Origin of the sequence: Candidatus Rhodobacter oscarellae, assembly GCF_001078595.1 — a bacterium.
Taxonomy (GTDB): Bacteria; Pseudomonadota; Alphaproteobacteria; order Rhodobacterales; family Rhodobacteraceae; genus Rhodobacter_B; species Rhodobacter_B oscarellae.
Genome location: NZ_LFTY01000002.1, coordinates 1,994,788 through 2,013,720 on the forward strand (window position 1 = coordinate 1,994,788; position 18,933 = coordinate 2,013,720).

Sequence of the window (18,933 nt, forward strand, 5' to 3'; positions counted from 1 at the left end):
CTCAGGCCTCTCCGCAATCCGGGCAATCGGCGCGTTTGGACAGCTTGATCACCCGAACCTCGCCGTAAAGCGCGTCATAGATCAGCATCCGGCCCCGCAAGGGCTCGCCCGCCTCCGCGATGAGCTTCACGGCCTCGACCGCCATCATCGAGCCGACCACGCCGGTCAGCGGCCCCAGCACCCCCGCCTCGGCGCAGGACGGCGCCAGCCCCGGCGCGGGCGCTTCAGGGAAGACGCAGCGATAGCAGGGCCCGTCGCCGCCAAACACGCTGATCTGCCCCTCCCATTGCGTCAGCGCGCCCGAGATCAGCGGCACGCCCGCCGCTAGGCAGGCCCGGTTCGCCAGGTATCGCGTGTCGAAATTGTCGGTGCCGTCCAGCACAAGATCGTACTCGGCCACCAGGCCCGCGGCGATCTCTTCTGTCAGGCGGCGGTGATAGGGCCGCACCTCGATAAAGGGGTTCACGTCCCGCATGGCACTCTCTGCCGAGAACACCTTTGGCACGCCGATGCGCGCGTCGGTATGGGCGATCTGGCGCTGCAGGTTGGTGCTCTCGACCGCGTCGTCGTCGATCACGCCGATCGTGCCGACCCCTGCGGCGGCCAGGTAGAGGCAGGCCGGCGAGCCCAGCCCCCCTGCCCCGATCACCAGGACCTTGGCCTGCTTGAGCCGCTTCTGGCCGGGGCCGCCGATCTCGCGCAGCATGATATGGCGGGCGTAGCGCTCCAGCTCGGCGCTTTGGAAGGCGCCGGTGGTCTGCGGCGGCGCCTCGGCGGCCTCCCTGGCCTGCGCGCGGGCCCGCAGCCCGCCCAGCCCGCGCCGGTAGCCCAAGACAACCGCCACCAGCGCGCCCAGCAACAGCCACTCCCCAAGGCTGCCGCCCAGCGGCTCGGCCAGCGCCGGGCGCAGCACCAGCAGCCCCAGGACCGCGACGTATAGCAGCCCGATCATCAGCCAGCGCGCCTTGGCGGGCACGTTCATCTCGCGGCCCAGGAACCACAGCCCCGCCGCCAGGATCAGCACATAGATCATGCCGTCCCCGTGGAGCCGAAACCGCCCTCGCCGCGCGCGGTTTGCGACACCGCGTCGGCCAGCTCGATCCGCGCCTGCACGACCGGCGCCACCACGAGCTGCGCGATGCGCGCGCCATGCTCGACGCGAAAGGGCTCGGCGCCGTGGTTGATCAGGATCACCCCCACCGGCCCGCGATAATCGGCGTCGATCGTGCCGGGCGCGTTCACCAGGGCGATGCCGTGCTTTAACGCCAGCCCCGAGCGCGGGCGGACCTGAACCTCAAACCCCGCCGGGATCTCCATGCGCAGCCCCGTGGGCACCAGCGCGCGGGCGCCCGGCGCCAGGGCCAGCCCGCCGCGCTCGCCCTCTGCGAAATTCGCCCGCAGATCCGCCCCCGCCGCCCCGGCGGTCTCGTAGCTGGGCAGCGCCACAGAGCGGTCGGCCCCGTCTAGATAGCAAAACCGCAGGACAGGCTGGCTCACCGCTCCACCCCTTCACCTTGTTCCAAATACGCAAATCCGGAGCCCGCCCCCGCCCGGAGCGGCCCGCGTTCAACCATCACCCAGGGCCTCGGCCACCCGCGCGGCCAGCTTGCGCGCCACCTCGTCCTTGCCCATGCGGGGCCAGGCCTCCGCGCCCTCCGCGCCGATCACGGTCACGGCGTTCTCATCCCCGCCCATGATCCCGGTCTCGGGCGAGACGTCATTGGCCACGATCCAGTCGCAGCCCTTGCGCGCCCGCTTCGCGGTGGCGTGCTCGATGACGTTCTCGGTCTCGGCGGCGAAGCCAATGACCAGGCCGGGGCGGCCCGCCTGCATCTGGCTGACCGTGGCGAGGATATCTGGGTTCTCGGTGAAGCGTAGGGTGGGCAATTTGCCCACCTCTTTTTTGATCTTCTGCACGGCGCCCTCCGCCATGCGCCAGTCGGCGACCGCGGCGGCGAAGATGGCCGCATCGGCCGGAAGCGCCGATTGCACGGCCTCCAGCATCTGCTGCGCCGTCTGCACCGCGATCACCGCGACGCCCTCGGGCGGCGGCACGCTTGCGGGTCCGGTGACGAATGTGACCTGCGCGCCCAGGCCTGCCAGCGCGCGCGCAATCGCCGTGCCCTGCGCCCCGCTGGAGCGGTTGGCGATATAGCGCACCGGGTCAATCGGCTCATGGGTCGGGCCAGAGGTGACCAACACATGCTTGCCCTTCAACGGCCCGTCCATCAGGGCGGCCTCGACCGCGGCGACGATCTCTAGCGGCTCCGCCATGCGCCCGGGCCCGTATTCCCCGCAGGCCATGTCGCCCTCGTTGGGGCCGACCACAAGCACGCCGTCGCCTCGCAGCGCGGACAGGTTGCGCTGCGTGGCCGGGTTCTGCCACATGCGCAGATTCATCGCGGGCGCGATCAGCACGCGCTTATCCGTGGCCATCAGGACCGTCGAGGCCAGGTCGTTGGCATGCCCGCCCGCCATCTTCGCCATCAGATCCGCCGTGGCGGGTGCCACCACCAGAAGGTCAGCATCGCGGGAGAGCTCGATATGGCCCATCTCGGCCTCATCGGTGAGATCGAAGAGGTCGCGATAGACCTTCTCGGCGGCCAGCGCCGACGCCGAGAGCGGCGTGACGAACTGCTCCGCCGCGCGGGTCAGCACCGGCACCACGGTCGCGCCGCGCTCACGCAGCCGCCGTATGAGGTCGAGCGATTTGAACGCCGCGATCCCGCCGCCGATGATCAAGAGGACGCGTTTGCCTGCAAGCATGCTTCATTCCTTCCGGCGTTGAACTTAGTCCGGCCTCGCGGCGGTGTGAACCACAAACGCGCGGCAATCGCGCCGAGGGTAACCCTTTGGTGACCGGCGACTGCTAGGATCCACACGCTATGGGAGAGGGGAAAGGCATGGAGCAGGTTGATCCCACCGCCGCGGCAGCCGCACCGCAGGCCTCGGTGTATTCGATCATGTCGGCACGTTTTGCAGAGCGGGCGGCCCGTTCGGCCGCCGCATCCCCAGCCGCATCCCCAGCCGCATCCCAGGACGCGCCCCGGGCCGCGTCCCAAGCGGCGCTCAGCGCAAGCGACCGCCTCGGCGGCACCACCGAGCTTGCCCCGCGCGGCGAAAGCTCCAAGGCAAGCCGCAATCTGCTGCTCGCCCGCGCCGATGCCAGCACAAGGGCCGAAAAAAGCGCCAGCAACGCCGCCGGTCTCACCGAGCAAGAGCAGCAGGTCGTGCAAAAGCTCAAGGCCCGCGACCGCGAGGTCCGCGCCCATGAGCAGGCCCACGCGGCCGTGGGCGGCGAATATGCCGGGCAACCGACCTACAGCTACCAGACCGGCCCGGATGGCCAGCAATACGCCATCGGCGGTGAGGTGGCGATTGACGCCGCCCCGGTGCCCGGGGACCCCGAGGCGACGATCCAGAAGATGGAGGTCGTCAAGGCAGCGGCGCTGGCCCCCGCAGAGCCCTCGGGGCAGGACCGCAAGGTGGCCGCCCAGGCCGACGCGCAACGCATGGCCGCCATCGCCGAGCTTGCGGCGCTGCGCGCGGCAGCGCGCAGCGACCCCGAGGCCGCCGCACAACTAGAGGCGCGCTGAGACAGCCCCGCACCTGGGCGGCGTTCATTCGGATGCCGGGTGATCCGAGTTGGGCAGGGTGATTTTCATCTGGAGCGGACATCGTGCGTACCGGCGTCCCGGGCTTGACCCGGGACCTCTCAATAGAGGCATACGCAACCTGGGCTGCGGCCGACCTGGAGGTCGCTTGCGCAGCGGTTCTGTCTTGCGAGAGATGTCTGAAAACGCCCGCGTTCCAATGAGTTGCCACGTTTCAAATGCGGCCTCCTGGGGGAATGAGGTCATTCAGCGCCACCGGTTCGAGCGAATGGCCGAATGGCCGCAGCCCAGGCAAGCTAGGCGGTCGCTCCGTGTGGGTCCCGTAACTTCTGGTGTCGGCAAGCGCTGCTAGGGTGTCGTGTGTTTTGGTCAGCACCCCCTTCAGGCCAAACACCGCCGCCTCCGCTAGGTTCACCACCGGCAAGCTACATCGGCACCAGCGCCCAGTAGTCGAGGTCCAACAGCACCTCAGGCAGGTACTTCCCGTCCTCGCCGCGCAGCGCGAACGCCTCACCGGTCGTGGCCACCAGCCGCAGCCGCAGCGCGCCCACCCCCGGCGCGCCGGTCTCGGCGCGGTCCAGCACCTCTGACCAGGCCCGCACCGTGTCGCCCGCAAAGCAGGGGTTGGCATGCGCGCCCCCGTTCAGCCCCGCGATCACCTGCGCGTTAGCCAGCCCGTTGAAGCTGAGCGCCCGCGCCATAGAGATCACATGCCCGCCATAGATCAGGCGCTTCCCATCCGGGCGGAAGGTGGCGTCGAAATGCACCTTGGCGGTGTTCTGCCAGAGCCGGGTGGCGAGCATGTGCTCGGCCTCCTCGATGGTGACACCGTCCACGTGGTCGATCTGCTCGCCCACCGCGTAGTCGCCCCAGCGATGGGGCTCCCCGGCCAAATCGAAATCGTAGCTGGAGAAGTTGAGCCCCTCAGGCACCACCAGCATCTCCGCCGGCACGGCGGGGGCGAGCTCAGGGATCACCGTCGCGGGCGCGGGCGCGTCCAGGTCGCGCTTGCGCACCATCACCCAGCGCACGTATTCCATCACAGTCTCATCGCGCTGGTTCAGCCCGCGCGTGCGCACCCAGACCACCCCGGACTTGCCGTTGGAGTTCTGCTTGACCCCGATCACCTCGCTCTCAGAGCGCAGCGTGTCGCCCGCATAGACCGGCTGCAGCCAGCGCCCCTCGGCGTAGCCCAGATTCGCCACGGCGTTCAGCGAGACATCCGGCACGGTCTTGCCAAAGACCACATGGAAGGCCGCCAGGTCATCAATCGGTGCTGCTGGCAGCCCTGAGGCGCCGGCGAATGCGTCGGAGGAATAGAGCGCCCCGCGCGCCGGGTAGAGCGCGTGGTACAAAGCGCGCTCGCCACCAGAGATCGTGCGCGGCACCGCGTGCCGGATCACCTGCCCGACGGCATAATCCTCAAAGAAGCGACCCGCATTGGTCTTGGTCATGCTATTCGTCCTGTGTTCAGAGCGACGCAAATTCCTTGGAAGGAATTTGTCAGAGCCTTGAAAGGCTCTGGTGCCGCGAAGGTTTTAGGTTCCGTGCCAGATGCGGCCGGGCACCATTTCTTTTTCTTTTCAAAGAAATGGCCAGACCCTTGCAAGGGTCTGCGCGCTCCCGGTCACAATTCTCCAAGCTTGACCCCTTGTGCATAGTCGCCCTCGGCGTCCTTCACCACGGCCTGCGCGCAGCGCATCTTGCCGCTGGCGGCGTCGAAGGCATAGGCAGGGTCGCCGTAAAGCGCCCAGCCCTTGCTCAGCGCCTCGGTCACCTTGTGGCAGAAGGCGGAATTGTCCTCCTCGGTCAGCAGTCGGTAGGCCTTCATAGGGTCACCCCGTGAATGGGTTCTTGATTAGGAAGATGTGCAGCACGATCAGCACCGCGTAGACCACCAAGGTGATCACAGCGAGGCGAATGTCCCCGGCCTGCGATCCCGGCTTGCGCCCGCTGGCGAGCGCCCAGCCCGTGCCCCGGTTGATCAGCCACATCTGCGCCACGGCCCAGGCGCCCAGCCCGCCGAAGAGCAGGATGGACGAGCTGTCCCCGTTCGCCAGCAGGTGCAGCCCGCACCACAACGCGAACCCAGTCAGCATCGGGTGGCGCATCTCGGGCCAGAGCCGGCTCTTGGACGACCCCAGCCCCAGCAACGCAATCGCCGGGAGCATCAAGAGCAGCACCAGGTGGCCCGCCCCAGGCAGGTCGTAGACGATGGTGTAGTCGGCGTTCCAGTAGCCCACGACCATCAGCACGATCGACGCCAGGATCGCAAGGGCCACGGGCCCCTTGCCGCGCGCGCCCATCGCCAGGCGCTGCTCTGGCGCGAGCCTCTTGAAGGCATGCGCGCCCGCCCAAAGCGCGCCCCCTAGGATCATCAAAAACAGCATCTTGGCTCTCCTTTCGGATGGCTACCCCTCGAGCCGCGCGATCGCGGCGGCCTTCGCCAGCGTGGCCTCTGCGGTGGCAACATGCAAGTTCTCCACGATCTTGCCGTCCACGACCGCCACGCCCTGCCCCGCCGCCTTGGCCTGGTTGAAGGCCTCGATCTGCCGCTCGGCCAGCGCGATCTCGTCCTGGGTGGGCGCGAAAGCGGCGTTGGTGATCGCAACCTGAGCCGGGTGGATCAGCGACTTGCCGTCATAGCCTAGGTCGCGGCCCTGCTCGCATTCCGCGCGCAGCCCGTCCTCGTCCTTGAAGGCGTTATAGACGCCGTCGATGCAGATCACGCCATGGGCGCGGGCGGCCAGCAGCGCCACCTGCAGCGCCGTCATCAGCGGCAGCCGGTCGGCGCGGAACCGCGCGCCGAGATCCTTGGCCAGGTCGTTGGTGCCCAGCACGAAGCCCTTCATCTTGGGATGGGCGGCGATCTGCTCGGCGTGCAGGATGCCGGCGGGGCTCTCGATCATCGCCCAGAGGTCCTTGTCCGGCGCGATGGCCGCCACCGTGTCCAGATCCGCCGCCGAGGCGACCTTGGGGATCAAGAGCGCATCCGCAGAGGAGGCCGCAAAGGCGGCGATGTCCTCGGCGCCCCAGGCTGTGTCGAGCCCGTTGACCCGCACCAGCTTGACGCGGTCGCCATATCCGCCGCCCGCAAGGGTCTGGGCCAGCAGCGCGCGCGCGTTGGCCTTCTCGTCCGGGGCCACCGCGTCTTCGAGGTCAAAGATGATCGCGTCCACGGGCAGGCCCTTGGCCTTCTCTAGGGCGCGCTCCTTTGATCCGGGGATGTAGAGCACCGAGCGGTAAGGTTTTGTTGCGTGATCCATGATTCCCCTCGCAAGATTATTGCGCGGCAACCTAATTGCTGCTTTGGCGAGCGCAAGCCTCGATATGCCGCGCCGCAGAAATTGCGTGAATTCAGCGCCCTAGCTGTTGCGTAAAGTTTTAATCATCTGGACGCGCGCGCGATTAACCGAATCTTCTTTCCCAAGGCGCACTCTGCTTGGCACGTTGGATGAGGGAAATCCGCTCAAGTGGCCCTTGAAAATAAGCGGTGCGACAGATCCGACGCCAGTTGAAACTGGGCGAAACCCGACCGCCGGTGAAACCGGATGGCCCGGACGGGATCAGCCCTCGAATAGGGAAAGACCCATGAAACAAAAGTTTCTAGCACTCTCCCTGGGCTTTGGCGCTTTGATCCTTGCGACCCAGCACGCCTTTGCTCAGCAGACTAACAATTGTGCCGACCGCGAACGCGTGGTCGAGCGCCTGTCAGAGACCTATGGCGAAAGCCGGCAGTCGATTGGCCTGGCGCCGAACAACTCTGTGGTAGAGGTGTTCGCCTCGCTCGAGACCGGCACATGGACCATCACCGTCACCAACCCGTCTGGCATGACCTGCCTTGTGGCCTCTGGCCAGGCATTCGAAGCCACAAACGGCGATCTGACCCCCGCCAAAGGCACCGCGCTTTAAGGGAGACATCAGACAGTGACGGAGGAGCAAAACCGCGCTCAGGCGAGCGCATCAAAAACAAGCTTCGTGCCCGCGATCGTTAAAAATAAGTAGATCAGCGTAAAATACAGTTTCTCGGGCACGACGCGATGCACACGGACCCCAAGTAGCGTACCAAGTACGGCAAAAGGCAGCAGGTACAGATCGGCAAGCGCCGTCTGCCAACTGAGAAAGCCCAGCCAGAGGTACAGCACGATCTTCACGAGATTGTTGACCCAGAATGCGATGATCGTCGTCGCCTGGTACTCCAGTTTCGTCAGTTTCTTCGAGAGCAAATAGACTGACGCCACGGGCCCGCCCGCATGGGCGATAAAACTCGTGGCCCCGGCGCCCAGCGCGAAGGCAAAGCCCGCCGGGTCCGACATCTCGCGGGTTCCCAGCCGCAGCGCCCCGCTTTGCTGCGCCAGCCGGAAGGCCACAAACCCCAGCGCCAGCGCGCCGATCAGCAGCCGGAAGACATCGACGCTGACATAGGCGATCACCGCCGCGCCCAGGAACGCCCCCGGCACGCTCCCCGCGATCAGCACGCGGGTGGTGACCGGCTCCCACTTGCCCCAATAGGCGCGCAGCGCCACGAAATCCATCGCCAGGAGCAGCGGCAGCATCAGCGCCACGGTCTCGGCCGGCTCGAGAATCAGTGTCAGCACCGGCACCACGGCGATGGCCGAGGCCGAGCCGAAACCCGCCTTGTCGATGCCCAGAAACAACACGCAGGGGATCGCCACCGCAAAAAACGTGAAATCGAGTGCCATGGCCCCGCCTGTCCAAAAGAGTGCATTAACCATAGTCGTTTATGAAGCGCGCACCAGTCGCCCCGACCCAACCGGCGGCCGGTGCGGCTGTGGCGTGCTCTTGCGCCCCCCGCCGCGACGGATTACGCAATGCCGCAACTGCAAACTGGATTGAGGAAAGCTCACATGGCCAGACCCAAAATCGCCCTTATTGGCTCGGGACAGATCGGGGGCACGCTTGCCCATCTTGCCGCGATGAAGGAGCTCGGCGATGTCGTGCTGTTTGACATCGCAGACGGCGTCCCCCAGGGCAAGGCGCTTGATATCGCCGAGAGCGGCCCGTCGGAGGGCTTTGACGCGGCGATGTCCGGTACCACCGACTATGCCGATATCGCGGGCGCCGATGTCTGCATCGTGACCGCCGGTGTTGCGCGCAAGCCGGGGATGAGCCGGGACGATCTGTTGGGCATCAACCTGAAGGTCATGAAATCCGTCGGCGAGGGCATCGCGGCCCACGCGCCGAACGCCTTCGTGATCTGCATCACCAACCCGCTGGACGCCATGGTCTGGGCGCTGCAGAAATTCTCGGGCCTGCCCGCCAACAAGGTCTGCGGCATGGCCGGCGTGCTGGACAGCGCGCGCTTCCGCCACTTCCTGTCGCTGGAATTCGGCGTCTCGATGAAGGACGTGACCGCCTTTGTGCTGGGCGGGCATGGCGACACGATGGTGCCGTCGGTGCGCTATTCGACCGTCGCGGGCATCCCGCTGCCGGATCTGGTCAGCATGGGCTGGACCACGCAGGAGAAACTGGACGGCATCGTCCAGCGCACCCGCGATGGCGGCGCGGAGATCGTCGGCCTGCTCAAGACCGGGTCCGCCTATTACGCGCCCGCCACCTCGGCGATCGAGATGGCCGAGAGCTATCTGAAGGACCAAAAGCGCGTCCTGCCCTGCGCCGCCTATTGCGCTGGCGAGCTGGGCGTGAAGGGCATGTATGTCGGCGTGCCGACTGTGATCGGCGCCGGCGGGATCGAGAAGATCGTGGACATCAAGCTGACCAAGGAAGAGCAGGAGATGTTCGACAGCTCCGTGAGCGCCGTGAAGGGGCTCGTCGACGCTTGCAAGGCCATCGACGGCAGCCTGGCCTAAGCGCCTGCGGAACAAGAGTTTGGGGGGCGCCGGGCAACGGCGCCTCTCTTTGTTTATGGGGCGGTGTGACGCGGCGGCGCCCGGGCAATTTTGCGCTGTTCGCGCGGTGAAAATCAGGTAAGCCTTGGCCCAAGACAGGGTAACGTCCAAGCTTGTAAACAGTCGCGCCACATGAGTAGCTAAATGCCTGACCCCCTCGTACTTTTGCCCGGCATGATGGCGGATGCGCGGGTCTTTTGGCCGCAGATCATCGCCCTGTCGATGGAGACCTCGGTGCAGATCGCGCCGGTCTTCCACCAAGAAACCGTCGACGCGGTCGCCCGAACGGTGCTCGAGCAGGCGCCCGCGCGATTCGCCCTGGCCGGTCACGGGCTGGGGGCCATCGTCGCGATGGAGGTCCTGCGGCAAGACCCCGCGCGGATCACCAAGCTGGTGCTGATCAGCACGACCTGCCAGCAGGAGCTGCCCAACCTGGCCGCATCGCGCGAGCCGCTGATCGCCAAGGCGCGCGCCGGGCGGCTCGCGCAGGCCATCGAGCCAGAGCTTACCTGCGCCGCCGCCGCGCCGGGCCCTGACCAGCAAGAGCTGGTCGCGCTGGCCAAGCAAATGGCCTTCACCCTGGGGACCGAGGTGTTCATCCGGCAGTCCCGCATGATGCAGCGGCGCCCCGACCAGCAAAGCACCCTGCGGCGCGCCAAGACGCCGACCCTGGTGATCTGCGGCGAGCATGACATTGTGTACCCGGTGCGCCGGCACGAGTTCATGGCCCATCTGATGCCGAACGCCCAACTGGAGGTCGTGGGCGAGACCGCGCATTACCCGATGCTGGAGCGGCCCGACCACGTCACCGGCGTGCTGCGCGACTGGCTGGGGCTTTAGGCGGGCGCCGGCCTAGCTGGACGGCTTGATCAGCGCCGCCACGCGCGCCGCGATCCGGGCGCTGGCCTTCTTGGACGGGTGGATCAGATCGATCGCGAAATAGCTGCGGTCGCCGCTGGGCACCAGGTCCTGCAGCGACAGGTAATACACCCCGTCCACCCGCGCGGCCAGGTCCGCCACCCGCGCCTCCAGCGCGTCGCCCTCGTCCTTGCAATGCTCAATCGGTGTGTTGATGCCGGGGCTGCGCAGGTAGCCCACATAGATCACCCGGGCGCCGCTCTTGAGTATCTTGGCCATCAGTTGCGGGATCTTCCCGCGGGTGCCGTCCTTGCTGATCAGCTTGTTCATGCGCCGGTCGCAGCGCCCGCATCCGCACCCCAGCCACAGGTCGTTGCCGCCGCCGGTCATCACCACCCAATCCCAGTCCTCCCCCCGGAACTGCGCCGGGATCGACAGCCCCATAGCACCGCTTATCGGCAGCCTATAGACCATATGCGCGCCCAGGACCGAGCGGTCCTTGACCGGCACGCCCAGCTCTCGCTCTAGGTAGCCCGCAACGGATCGGCCAGAGATCGCATGGCTCGCCATCAGCGAATCGCCAATCGCCAACACGCGCATCGGTTCGGCCCGGACCAACGTGGCCAGCAGGACCCCGATGAAGATGAACATTGCCAGGCGCGCCGCGCGCGCCGTATGGCTCCAGATTGACCTCAGCATCACGTCCCCGTTCTAGGTGCTGGCTGTTACGCTCTTGCGTAATCCAGCGGGCGGTCAGGTGGCAAGATCGTGGCCGGAAAATGGCGCTGCGTGGGCGACAATCGCCGGCTGGCGGCGGCTTTGGCGCGCCAGCCTAGCCAATCCCAGAGATCAGCGACCGCAGGGTCGCGATCCCGTCGCCCTTCTCAGAGCTCGTCAGCACCAGCTCGGGAAAGGCGGCGGGGTGCTTGGACAGCGCCGCGCGCACCTGGTTCAGCACTCGGTCCAGATCCTTGCCCTTCACCTTGTCGGTCTTGGTCAGCACCGCCTGGAACGTCACCGCGGAGCTATCCAGCAGCGCCATGATCTCTTCGTCCGGGGCCTTCACCCCGTGCCGCGCGTCGATCAGCACGAAGGCGCGGCGCAGGGTGGCGCGCCCGGCCAGATAGGCCTTGAGCAGGCGCTGCCACTTCTCGACGACCGGAAGCGGCGCCTGGGCGTAGCCATAGCCCGGCAGGTCGACCAGATAGAGCGCCTCGGTCAGGGTGAAAAAGTTGATCTCTTGCGTGCGCCCCGGCGTGTTCGACGCCCGCGCCAGGCCCTTGCGGCCGGTCAGCGCGTTGATCAGGCTGGACTTGCCCACATTCGAGCGCCCGGCAAAGCAGACCTCGACCCGGTCCGCGGGCGGCAGGCCGTCCATCGCCACCACGCCTTTGAGGAACTCCGCCGTCTGCGCAAACAGCATGCGCCCGCGTTCGCGGGACGCGTCGTCGGGCTCGGGGGCAAGCGGGAAGGTGATCAAAGCAGCTCCACCCCGTCGCCCGGACGGATATCGCCGGCCTCGATCACCTCAGCGCGTAGGCTGAAATCCTGGTGGCCCCAATGCTCCAGCGCGCCCAGCGTGTCGGCGTCGCGGCGCCCGGTGTCGGGGTTCGCGGTGGTCGCAATGCAGCGGTCGGTGCGCTCGCGCCCGCGCAGCACCGCCCCACCGATGCGTATCTCGCGGTCCAGCCACTCCCATTCCTGCCAGGGCGCCAGCCCGTCCAGCCAGATGTTGCCGCGCCAGCGGTGGATCGACAACGGCTGCCCCAGATGCTGCTCGACCGCGCGATGCGAGGCCATGTTGCAGAGCGTCACGCTGGGGAAATCGCTATCCGTGAACCCCACCGCCTGCGCCCGCACGATTCGGCTAGAGGCCAGGGCGTCCTCGGGGATCAGGCCGCGCGACCATTCCACCAGCGCCTCGGGCTCTGCGTCCGGCGAGAACGCCAGATCCGGCAGATCGGGGTGGCGCAATGTCAGCCGCTCGGTCGCTTCGTCCAGCTCTGCCGTGATCGCCATAAGCGCCGGCGCCTTGGAGGTGCGCGAGAAATGCCCGCAGGGCACCCATTTTGAGCCATCCGCCTTGCTGCGCTCGTTCGCCACCGCCCAGACCCGATCCCAGGGCATGGTCTGACCAGCGGTCAGCGTCACCGCTTCTATTCGCTCGCGGCCATGGCCCTTGATGGGGTGCCGCCAAAGCTCGGTGACGCGGGCGCCGGTCACTTCTTGGCCTTCTTGGTGGGTTCCTCGGGCGGCTTGTCCTTGCGCTTAAAGCTCGACCGGATATTGCCGAACACATCCGGCTTGTAGCCCTGGCTGCGCATGATCAGGTACTGCTGCGCGAAGGTGATCGTGTTGTTGGCGATCCAGTAGACCAGCAGGCCGCTGGCAAAGACCCCCAGCATGAACATGAACACCCAAGGCATCCAGGCAAAGATCATCTGCTGCGTGGGGTCCGCCGGGGCCGGGTTCAGCTTTTGCTGCAGCCACATCGAGATCCCCAGCAGGATCGGCAGGATGCCCAGCGACAGGAACTCGAACAGGCCAAGCTCGGGGATCGCGAAGGGCAAGATGCCAAACAGGTTGAAGATCGAGGACGGGTCCGGCGCCGAGAGGTCCGTGATCCAGCCGAACCAGGGCGCGTGCCGCAGCTCGATCGTGACAAAGATCACCTTGTAGAGGCTGAAGAAGATCGGGATCTGCAGAAGGATCGGCAGGCAGCCCCCGGCGGGGTTCACCTTTTCCTTCTTGTAGAGCGCCATCATCTCTTGCTGCAGCTTCTGGCGGTCGTCGCCCGCCTTCTCGCGCAGCTTCTCCATCTCTGGCTGCAGCTCCTTCATCTTGGCCATCGACACGTAAGAGCGATAGGCCAGCGGGAACAGCACCGCCTTGATGATCAGCGTCAGCGCGATGATCGACCAGCCCATATTGCCGATGATCTGGTTCACCCAATGCAGCAGGAAGAAGATCGGCTTGGTCAGGTAAAAGAACCAGCCCCAGTCGATGCTGTCCACGAACTCGTGGATGCCGTCATTATCCTGGTAGTCGCGGATGGTCTCCCATTCCTTGGCGCCCGCGAACAGGCGGGTCGTGACCGCCTGGGTCTCGCCGGGCTCCACCGCGAGGGTGTTCAGGCGCACCACGGTCTCGTAGCGATCACTGGGCGGCGAATACCGCAGCACCGATTCAAAGGGCTGATCCGCCGCCGGGATCATCATCGACATCCAGTAATGGTCGGTGAACCCGACCCAGCCGTTTTCCTGCACCTGCACCGCGTCCGCGCTGGCGCCCCAGCGCGGGTCGCCGCCCAGATCAGGGAAATCGTTCCAGTCCCATTCCTCGCGCTCTTCGCCGGTCTGACGGATCGCGCCCTCGTGGATGATGAAGAACCCTTGCTGGTCCAGCGGCTGCCCGACGCGCACGATCTTGTTGTCGGGCGCCAGACGCGCGATCGCCGAGCCGGTGTTCTCGACGCTCTGCGTGACGGTGAACAGGTAATCCGCGTCGACCGAGATCGTGCGGCTGAATTTCAGGCCCTTGGTGTTCTGCCAGGTCAGCGTGATCGGCGTCTCAGGCGTCAGCATATCGCCATCGCTGAGCGTCCAGACCGTGTTGGCGCTGGGCACGTCGTCGAAGCCCAAATCGCCGCCCGGGGCCCAGCCATAAAGCACAAAATAAGGCTCCTGCGCGCCGACCGGGGCAAACAGGGTCACATCCGGACTGCCCGCATCCAGCGAGGTCTTGTAGCCATGCAGCTCCAGGTCGTCGATGCGCCCGCCCTGCAGCGAAATCGAGCCGCCCAAGCGCGGGGTCTCGATCTCAACGCGCCCAATGTCCGCGCCGGTCGCGGACACGTTATCCGCCGCACCGCCAGTCGTGGCCGTGGTGGCGCCGCCCGCACTGGGCGTATCCGCGGCGACAGGCGTGTCGGCGGCCGTGGCCGGCCCCTCTAGAACAGGGGCCTCTGGCGGCGGAAACATAAGAGTCCACCCGATGAGCACCGCAGTGCTCAAAACGATTGCCAGGATTAGATTTCTATTCTGCTCGTCCATTCGGACACCGCCCGTATGCTGTGCTCAGATCAGGCGTGGTTCAACAGGGCAGGCCGGGAAAGGTCAAGGGCTGCCAGCGAGAAAGGTGCCGGAAATCACTCAGGCGCCGGTTTTTCGTGGAATCTCTGGACCGCTGGGCATGTCCCGGCTGTGTTTGCCCAGCCAAAGGGACGTATCGCGTAGGGTCATAGGGCGCGCAATGTGGTAGCCTTGCACGTGATTGCAGCCGAGTTGCGCCAGCAAAGTGTGCTCTCCGGCGTTTTCAACGCCCTCCGCAAGCGTGTCTATCTCTAGCCGGCTGGCCATCTCTAGGATCGCGGTCAACATCTGTTGCTGCTGGCGGTCACGATCCACATTTGTCACGAAAGAGCGGTCGATCTTGATCCGGTTCACATAGAATCGCCGGATATTGGCGATCGAGGCGTGCCCGGTGCCAAAATCATCAAGATCAATCTTGCACCCCATCTCGCATAGTTTCGCCAGGTTGCGCGCGATTATGTCGTTGGAATTGCTTGCGATTACGGTCTCTAGCACCTCAATGCACAACCGATCAGGCGTCAGCTCGAAGCGGTCAAGCTCCCACCGGATCCGGTCCGGCAGCTTGGGGTCGCTTAGGTCGTCGGTCGAGAAATTGACGCCAACCGAGGGCACGTGCAGCCCCGCATCCACCCACTCATGCATCGCAGACAGCGCGTTGAACAAGATCACCTCGCCCAAGCGATCGGTGAGCCCAGCGGCGGAAATCGCAGGCAAAAACGCGCCAGGAAGGATGATACCGTGATCGGGATGCTCCCACCGGGCCAAGGCCTCTGCCCCGCTGACATGGCCCGTGTCGGTCGAGATCTGCGGCTGAAACCAGGCCTTGATCTGCCCGCCCTCCAATGCGCCATGCACCTCGCCAACCAAACCGGCGCGCATCACGCGCTTACGCTTGGGCTGCGCGGAATAGGCCCGAATCGCCGCAATCCCGGTTGCTTGCGCCTCTGCCAGCGCGGCCTCTGCCGCCTCGATGCAAAAGCGCCCATTCTTCTCGGACGCGCGTTTGGGAACACAAAACCCCACCGAGGCCGTCACATAGATCCGCAACCCGTCCAGCATCAGCGGCTCGGAAATCGCGGTCTGCATCCGCGCCGCGATCTGTATCATGCTTTCCAGATCGGCCCGCCGTGCCGGGGACAGGGCGATTGCAAACACCGATTTGTCCAGGCGCGCCACGGTGTCCAGCTCTCGCAGGGCGCTGGAGACGCGCCCGGCAATCGTCCCTAACAGTTTCTGGGCCGCGAGTTCGCCGTACTGCGTGAGGTAATGTTCAAACTCATCGATCTCCAAAACCATCGCGCCGCTGCGCAGACCCGTTTCAGCCTCAAGCGCGAAGCTGCGATCCAGCGCCGCCTCTAGCACATCGCGGGTCGGAAGCTGCGTGATCGGGTCGGTGGGACCGCGCCGCAGCGCTTGCCTGGCCGAGGCGTTAAACACGCCAACAAGAATCAAGAGGGTCGGGAAGACCAACGCGACGAAAAGGGCCACCGCTTGCAGCCCGAACCAGTAGGCGAGCAACGCCAGAGCAGGCGCGAAGGCCAGTATTTGGGGTCCGAACAGGGCCGTGCGCACTGTTTGGGCGATGTGGTTCACGATGAGCTTAGGTGATTGAAGCATAAAGATTCCGGGGCACTTTTGCCTCCGTCTTTTGGGAGCGATTCCGCGCAGGCTATCCGCGATCCCTCAGTCAATGCTTAACAGGACAAAAAGACTTGCCGACAATTTTATTTAATTCGTTCGGACCGTCACCCAAGGCATCAGATTGACGGCAAACGCCCGCGCCATCCGCAGGCCCCGACGCACATCGCCGCAAGGCCTAGGCGTTGCGGGAAAGCCCCACGAAATCAAAGATATCCGTGTCCAGCAGATGGCTGGGCCGGGAATTCATCAGCGCCCGGAACATCTTTTGCCGCCGCCCGGGGTTGTTGGCCTCCCAGCCGTCCAAAATGGCCTTCACCTGCTGCCGCTGAAGCCCGTCCTGGCTGCCGCATAGGTCGCAGGGGATGATCGGGTAATCCATTGATTTGGCGAACTTCTCGCAATCCGCCTCGGCCACGAAGGCCAGCGGGCGATAGACGAATAGATCGCCCTCTTCGTTCACCAGCTTGGGCGGCATGGTGGCCAGCCTGGAGCCGTGGAAGAGGTTCATCATGAAGGTCTCTAGGATGTCGTCGCGATGATGGCCCAGCACGACTGCAGAACAGCCCTCCTCGCGCGCGATGCGGTACAGGTTGCCGCGCCGCAGCCGCGAGCAGAGCGCGCAATAGGTGCGCCCCTGCGGCACCTTATCCATGACGATGGAATAGGTGTCCTGGTACTCGATGCGATGCGGCACGCCCATGCGCTCCAGAAACCCCGGCAGCACGGTGGCGGGAAAGCCCGGCTGCCCCTGGTCCAGGTTGCAGGCCAGGATCTCGACCGGCAAGAGCCCGCGCCACTGCAGCTCGTGCAGCACCGCCAAGAGCGTGTAGCTGTCCTTGCCACCGGACAAGCAGACCAGCCATTTGGCGCCGCGCTCGATCATCCCGAAATGCTGGATCGCCTCGCGGGTCTCGCGCACGATCCGCTTGCGGAGCTTCTTGAACTCGGTGGTCGAGGGCGCGCCCTCGAAAAGCGGGTGGATCTCTGAGCCATTGTCCAACATGCGCGCGGGCATAGGCCAGATGGCGCCCGCGAACAAGTATGCGATGTGAGACGTCAGGGCGCCCCGCGGCAACGGGGCGCCCGAGGCCTCACCGCAGATGCCCCAGATAGTGGCTACTGGGCTCGGCGGGCGGCAACCCAACGTCGCGCCTTAAATGGTCGCCAAGCTGGCTGGCATCCTGGGGCGCGCGCTTGGCGGGCGCAAAGAACCCGCCTAGCGCGGCCAAGAGCACGCGGCGCGGCCCGTAATGAGCAATCGCGGTTTCCAGCATCATGTTCAGCGGCAAAAGTTCGTATCGTGTCATGGTTTCTCCGGCGCAAATGGGCCGACTCCTTTGGTGTTGGGAAGCAGAGACAAACACAGGCCGGGTTCGTGGGGCCGGGTTCGTGGGGCCGGGTTCGTGGGGCCAGAATCTGGAGGACCAGAATCGGGAGGTCCAGAATCAGGGCCGGGCTTGGATCTGCGGTTCAGTGTGGAGGGTGGTTAGGCCGCTTTTGGCGAATGCTTCAAAAGAGGCCGGTGGCGAGGCTCAAAGTGCTGGGCGTAGCCAGGCAAGAGCACCGCCAAAAATCGCAAGGAGGCGTCTTCGAACATACAAATTGGTCATCTCGTGCCTCCTCTTTTGGTTGTTGCGATGGCGCCTGTATACAGCTTTTGGCGAAATTCTCAACGCCTAATTCCGCGCGCGCGCATTCCGGCGCGGCACGCGGTGCGGCAAGCCCTAATCCGGGCGATCCTCAACCCGCTCGGGCACGTTGTCGATGCCGGACCCGCCCCAGGGGTGGCAGCGCATGATACGCCGGATCGTCAGCCAGCCGCCCTTGAGCCCGCCATGCTTGCGCAGCGCCTCCAGCGCGTAGGCCGAGCAGGTCGGATGGTAGCGGCAGTTGAACCCAACCCAGGGGCTGAACAGCAACCGGTAGCCGCGCACGGGCAGTGCAAGAAGATAGGCGAGCGGGGTCATGAGCGACAGTTAATGCGAACCGGCGCGGGGGCCAAGCTTGGATTGGACATTGCCCGCGCGATAAATGCCCATGGGTCCTAGTCCTTGTTGAACGCCGCGCAGGGGTCGGCGCGCTCGGGCGCGTCGCTTACCAACCATAGATCGAACGGCGCGCTGCGCTCGGGCGCGGTCTCGAGCTGGCCCACAGTCAGCACCCGCAATTCGGGCGCGGCGCGGCGCAGCATCCGCGGCACGCCCCAATCGTTGCGCGCATGCCCGTTGCCGGTGATGACCGCGACCGGGCCGCCGGTGTCCTGGAAGGCGGCGATCACCGCCCGCGCCAGCACCGCGTCGCGCAAGCGCTGCGCCTCGACCATGCCGCGCATCATCTCCGGCGGCAGCGCATCGCAATGCGCGGCCATCTGCATGGCCTCGCGCTTTGAGCGCTCGCGGTCGTCCAGCGCGAGATCCAGGCCAAAAATCGTGCCCGCCGCGCCAAACGCGGCCTCGGCGCCCTCTCCAACCGCGGCGCGGGCGGCCTCATGCGGCGCGCCGCCGCCAAAGACCGCAGCCCCCGGCGCGCCCTCGAAGATGGGGAAGTAGAGGTCAAAATCGGGCCAGCCGCTTTCTTCCCAGCCCAGCGCCTGCTCGAGCGCGGCTTGGTCGACCAGCATCTCGGGGCGCAGGGCCAGCGCCTGGGCCTCGGTGAACATCTCAAAGACCAGGGCGGCGGGGCGCAGCGCGGCCACCGCCGTTGCCTGGTTCTCGTGATGCAGCGGGTTGTCGTGGACCTCGCCCAAAAGCACCACATCGGCGGGCGGCAGGGCGCTTAGTCGGTTTTGGTCTATGCGCTCGTCGCGCGCGTCAGCCGGCCCTGCGCAAAGGCAGGAAGCGGCCACGAAAGCTAGGCACC

21 protein-coding genes are annotated in these 18,933 nt (G+C 65.9%); 4 read left to right on the top strand and 17 right to left on the bottom strand.

The window, feature by feature from the left end; all coding sequences use genetic code 11:
* Nucleotide 1: 1 nt before the first annotated feature.
* From AIOL_RS14385 to coaBC, 3 genes are all read right to left on the bottom strand, one after another.
* Complete coding sequence (locus tag AIOL_RS14385) at nt 2-1,033, bottom strand: HesA/MoeB/ThiF family protein (protein WP_049643616.1); 1,032 nt, start codon at nt 1,031-1,033, stop codon at nt 2-4.
* Nucleotides 1,030-1,497 carry a dUTP diphosphatase gene (gene dut / locus AIOL_RS14390; protein ID WP_049643617.1) on the bottom strand — a complete coding sequence of 156 codons (468 nt, stop codon included), beginning with the start codon at nt 1,495-1,497 and terminating at the stop codon, nt 1,030-1,032. Before dut ends, AIOL_RS14385 begins: the two co-directional genes overlap by 4 nt.
* Before the next feature lie 69 nt (nt 1,498-1,566).
* Nucleotides 1,567-2,766 (bottom strand): bifunctional phosphopantothenoylcysteine decarboxylase/phosphopantothenate--cysteine ligase CoaBC, encoded by a 1,200-nt coding sequence (gene coaBC, locus AIOL_RS14395; protein ID WP_049643618.1) that lies wholly within the window; start codon nt 2,764-2,766, stop codon nt 1,567-1,569.
* 137 nt (nt 2,767-2,903) lie between these two features.
* On the opposite strand from coaBC, the gene AIOL_RS14400 reads away from it, so the two are divergent.
* Nucleotides 2,904-3,596, top strand: coding sequence for a putative metalloprotease CJM1_0395 family protein (locus AIOL_RS14400; RefSeq protein ID WP_053101287.1), 693 nt, complete (start codon nt 2,904-2,906; stop codon nt 3,594-3,596).
* Nucleotides 3,597-4,039: 443 nt separating this feature from the next.
* Here AIOL_RS14400 and AIOL_RS14405 read toward each other — a convergent pair whose 3' ends face one another.
* The 4 genes from AIOL_RS14405 to AIOL_RS14420 all read right to left on the bottom strand — a co-directional run bounded on the left by AIOL_RS14405 (nt 4,040) and on the right by AIOL_RS14420 (nt 6,880).
* A complete protein-coding gene (locus AIOL_RS14405) occupies nt 4,040-5,068 on the bottom strand; it encodes a MaoC family dehydratase (RefSeq protein WP_049643619.1) in 1,029 nt (342 codons plus the stop codon).
* A 173-nt stretch (nt 5,069-5,241) separates the two neighbouring features.
* Nucleotides 5,242-5,445 (bottom strand): DUF1737 domain-containing protein, encoded by a 204-nt coding sequence (locus AIOL_RS14410; protein ID WP_049643620.1) that lies wholly within the window; start codon nt 5,443-5,445, stop codon nt 5,242-5,244.
* Between the two features lie 4 nt (nt 5,446-5,449).
* Nucleotides 5,450-6,004, bottom strand: coding sequence for an NnrU family protein (locus AIOL_RS14415; protein WP_049643621.1), 555 nt, complete (start codon nt 6,002-6,004; stop codon nt 5,450-5,452).
* Between the two features lie 21 nt (nt 6,005-6,025).
* A complete protein-coding gene (locus AIOL_RS14420; RefSeq protein WP_049643622.1) occupies nt 6,026-6,880 on the bottom strand; it encodes an HpcH/HpaI aldolase/citrate lyase family protein in 855 nt (284 codons plus the stop codon).
* Nucleotides 6,881-7,205: 325 nt separating this feature from the next.
* Here AIOL_RS14420 and AIOL_RS14425 point away from each other — a divergent pair, with 325 nt between their 5' ends.
* Nucleotides 7,206-7,526 (top strand): hypothetical protein, encoded by a 321-nt coding sequence (locus tag AIOL_RS14425; RefSeq protein WP_049643623.1) that lies wholly within the window; start codon nt 7,206-7,208, stop codon nt 7,524-7,526.
* Nucleotides 7,527-7,564: 38 nt separating this feature from the next.
* On the opposite strand, the gene AIOL_RS14430 is transcribed toward AIOL_RS14425, so the two are convergent.
* Entirely contained in the window at nt 7,565-8,317 is a 753-nt protein-coding gene (locus AIOL_RS14430; protein ID WP_049643624.1) for a sulfite exporter TauE/SafE family protein, read from the bottom strand.
* 165 nt (nt 8,318-8,482) lie between these two features.
* On the opposite strand from AIOL_RS14430, the gene mdh reads away from it, so the two are divergent.
* On the top strand, nt 8,483-9,445 hold the full coding sequence (gene mdh / locus AIOL_RS14435) for a malate dehydrogenase (RefSeq protein ID WP_049643625.1): 963 nt from the start codon (nt 8,483-8,485) through the stop codon (nt 9,443-9,445).
* Nucleotides 9,446-9,628: 183 nt separating this feature from the next.
* On the top strand, nt 9,629-10,324 hold the full coding sequence (locus AIOL_RS14440; RefSeq protein ID WP_049643626.1) for an alpha/beta fold hydrolase: 696 nt from the start codon (nt 9,629-9,631) through the stop codon (nt 10,322-10,324).
* Nucleotides 10,325-10,336: 12 nt separating this feature from the next.
* Here AIOL_RS14440 and AIOL_RS14445 read toward each other — a convergent pair whose 3' ends face one another.
* From AIOL_RS14445 to AIOL_RS14485, 9 genes are all read right to left on the bottom strand, one after another.
* On the bottom strand, nt 10,337-11,041 hold the full coding sequence (locus AIOL_RS14445) for an SGNH/GDSL hydrolase family protein (RefSeq protein WP_082152806.1): 705 nt from the start codon (nt 11,039-11,041) through the stop codon (nt 10,337-10,339).
* 133 nt (nt 11,042-11,174) lie between these two features.
* Nucleotides 11,175-11,765 carry a ribosome biogenesis GTP-binding protein YihA/YsxC gene (gene yihA / locus AIOL_RS14450; RefSeq protein WP_049645466.1) on the bottom strand — a complete coding sequence of 197 codons (591 nt, stop codon included), beginning with the start codon at nt 11,763-11,765 and terminating at the stop codon, nt 11,175-11,177.
* Between the two features lie 53 nt (nt 11,766-11,818).
* Nucleotides 11,819-12,565: an MOSC domain-containing protein gene (locus tag AIOL_RS14455; protein WP_049643628.1), complete on the bottom strand. Its 747-nt coding sequence runs from the start codon at nt 12,563-12,565 to the stop codon at nt 11,819-11,821.
* Entirely contained in the window at nt 12,562-14,394 is a 1,833-nt protein-coding gene (gene yidC, locus AIOL_RS14460; RefSeq protein WP_049643629.1) for a membrane protein insertase YidC, read from the bottom strand. Before yidC ends, AIOL_RS14455 begins: the two co-directional genes overlap by 4 nt.
* Nucleotides 14,395-14,493: 99 nt before the next feature.
* Nucleotides 14,494-16,050: a putative bifunctional diguanylate cyclase/phosphodiesterase gene (locus AIOL_RS14465; protein WP_049643630.1), complete on the bottom strand. Its 1,557-nt coding sequence runs from the start codon at nt 16,048-16,050 to the stop codon at nt 14,494-14,496.
* 199 nt (nt 16,051-16,249) lie between these two features.
* Entirely contained in the window at nt 16,250-17,077 is an 828-nt protein-coding gene (gene ttcA, locus AIOL_RS14470) for a tRNA 2-thiocytidine(32) synthetase TtcA (protein ID WP_049645467.1), read from the bottom strand.
* A gap of 88 nt (nt 17,078-17,165) precedes the next feature.
* The gene (locus AIOL_RS14475) at nt 17,166-17,381 is read right to left on the bottom strand and encodes a hypothetical protein (RefSeq protein ID WP_152912539.1); all 216 of its coding nucleotides are present in this window, start codon (nt 17,379-17,381) and stop codon (nt 17,166-17,168) included.
* 417 nt (nt 17,382-17,798) lie between these two features.
* The gene (gene yidD, locus AIOL_RS14480) at nt 17,799-18,041 is read right to left on the bottom strand and encodes a membrane protein insertion efficiency factor YidD (RefSeq protein WP_049643632.1); all 243 of its coding nucleotides are present in this window, start codon (nt 18,039-18,041) and stop codon (nt 17,799-17,801) included.
* Nucleotides 18,042-18,118: 77 nt separating this feature from the next.
* Entirely contained in the window at nt 18,119-18,919 is an 801-nt protein-coding gene (locus AIOL_RS14485; protein WP_235439037.1) for a ChaN family lipoprotein, read from the bottom strand.
* Nucleotides 18,920-18,933 lie beyond the last annotated feature (14 nt).

Bases quoted from the DNA above. Each gene is read 5' to 3' on its own strand.
- AIOL_RS14385 (WP_049643616.1), bottom strand. From the start codon at position 1,033: ATGATCTATGTGCTGATCCTGGCGGCGGGGCTGTGGTTCCTGGGCCGC.
- coaBC (WP_049643618.1), bottom strand. From the start codon at position 2,766: ATGCTTGCAGGCAAACGCGTCCTCTTGATCATCGGCGGCGGGATCGCG.
- AIOL_RS14400 (WP_053101287.1), top strand. From the start codon at position 2,904: ATGGAGCAGGTTGATCCCACCGCCGCGGCAGCCGCACCGCAGGCCTCG.
- AIOL_RS14405 (WP_049643619.1), bottom strand. From the start codon at position 5,068: ATGACCAAGACCAATGCGGGTCGCTTCTTTGAGGATTATGCCGTCGGG.
- AIOL_RS14410 (WP_049643620.1), bottom strand. From the start codon at position 5,445: ATGAAGGCCTACCGACTGCTGACCGAGGAGGACAATTCCGCCTTCTGC.
- AIOL_RS14415 (WP_049643621.1), bottom strand. From the start codon at position 6,004: ATGCTGTTTTTGATGATCCTAGGGGGCGCGCTTTGGGCGGGCGCGCAT.
- AIOL_RS14420 (WP_049643622.1), bottom strand. From the start codon at position 6,880: ATGGATCACGCAACAAAACCTTACCGCTCGGTGCTCTACATCCCCGGA.
- AIOL_RS14425 (WP_049643623.1), top strand. From the start codon at position 7,206: ATGAAACAAAAGTTTCTAGCACTCTCCCTGGGCTTTGGCGCTTTGATC.
- AIOL_RS14430 (WP_049643624.1), bottom strand. From the start codon at position 8,317: ATGGCACTCGATTTCACGTTTTTTGCGGTGGCGATCCCCTGCGTGTTG.
- mdh (WP_049643625.1), top strand. From the start codon at position 8,483: ATGGCCAGACCCAAAATCGCCCTTATTGGCTCGGGACAGATCGGGGGC.
- AIOL_RS14440 (WP_049643626.1), top strand. From the start codon at position 9,629: ATGCCTGACCCCCTCGTACTTTTGCCCGGCATGATGGCGGATGCGCGG.
- AIOL_RS14445 (WP_082152806.1), bottom strand. From the start codon at position 11,041: ATGCTGAGGTCAATCTGGAGCCATACGGCGCGCGCGGCGCGCCTGGCA.
- yihA (WP_049645466.1), bottom strand. From the start codon at position 11,765: ATGCTGTTTGCGCAGACGGCGGAGTTCCTCAAAGGCGTGGTGGCGATG.
- yidC (WP_049643629.1), bottom strand. From the start codon at position 14,394: ATGGACGAGCAGAATAGAAATCTAATCCTGGCAATCGTTTTGAGCACT.
- AIOL_RS14465 (WP_049643630.1), bottom strand. From the start codon at position 16,050: ATGCTTCAATCACCTAAGCTCATCGTGAACCACATCGCCCAAACAGTG.
- ttcA (WP_049645467.1), bottom strand. From the start codon at position 17,077: ATGTTGGACAATGGCTCAGAGATCCACCCGCTTTTCGAGGGCGCGCCC.
- AIOL_RS14475 (WP_152912539.1), bottom strand. From the start codon at position 17,381: ATGACACGATACGAACTTTTGCCGCTGAACATGATGCTGGAAACCGCG.
- yidD (WP_049643632.1), bottom strand. From the start codon at position 18,041: ATGACCCCGCTCGCCTATCTTCTTGCACTGCCCGTGCGCGGCTACCGG.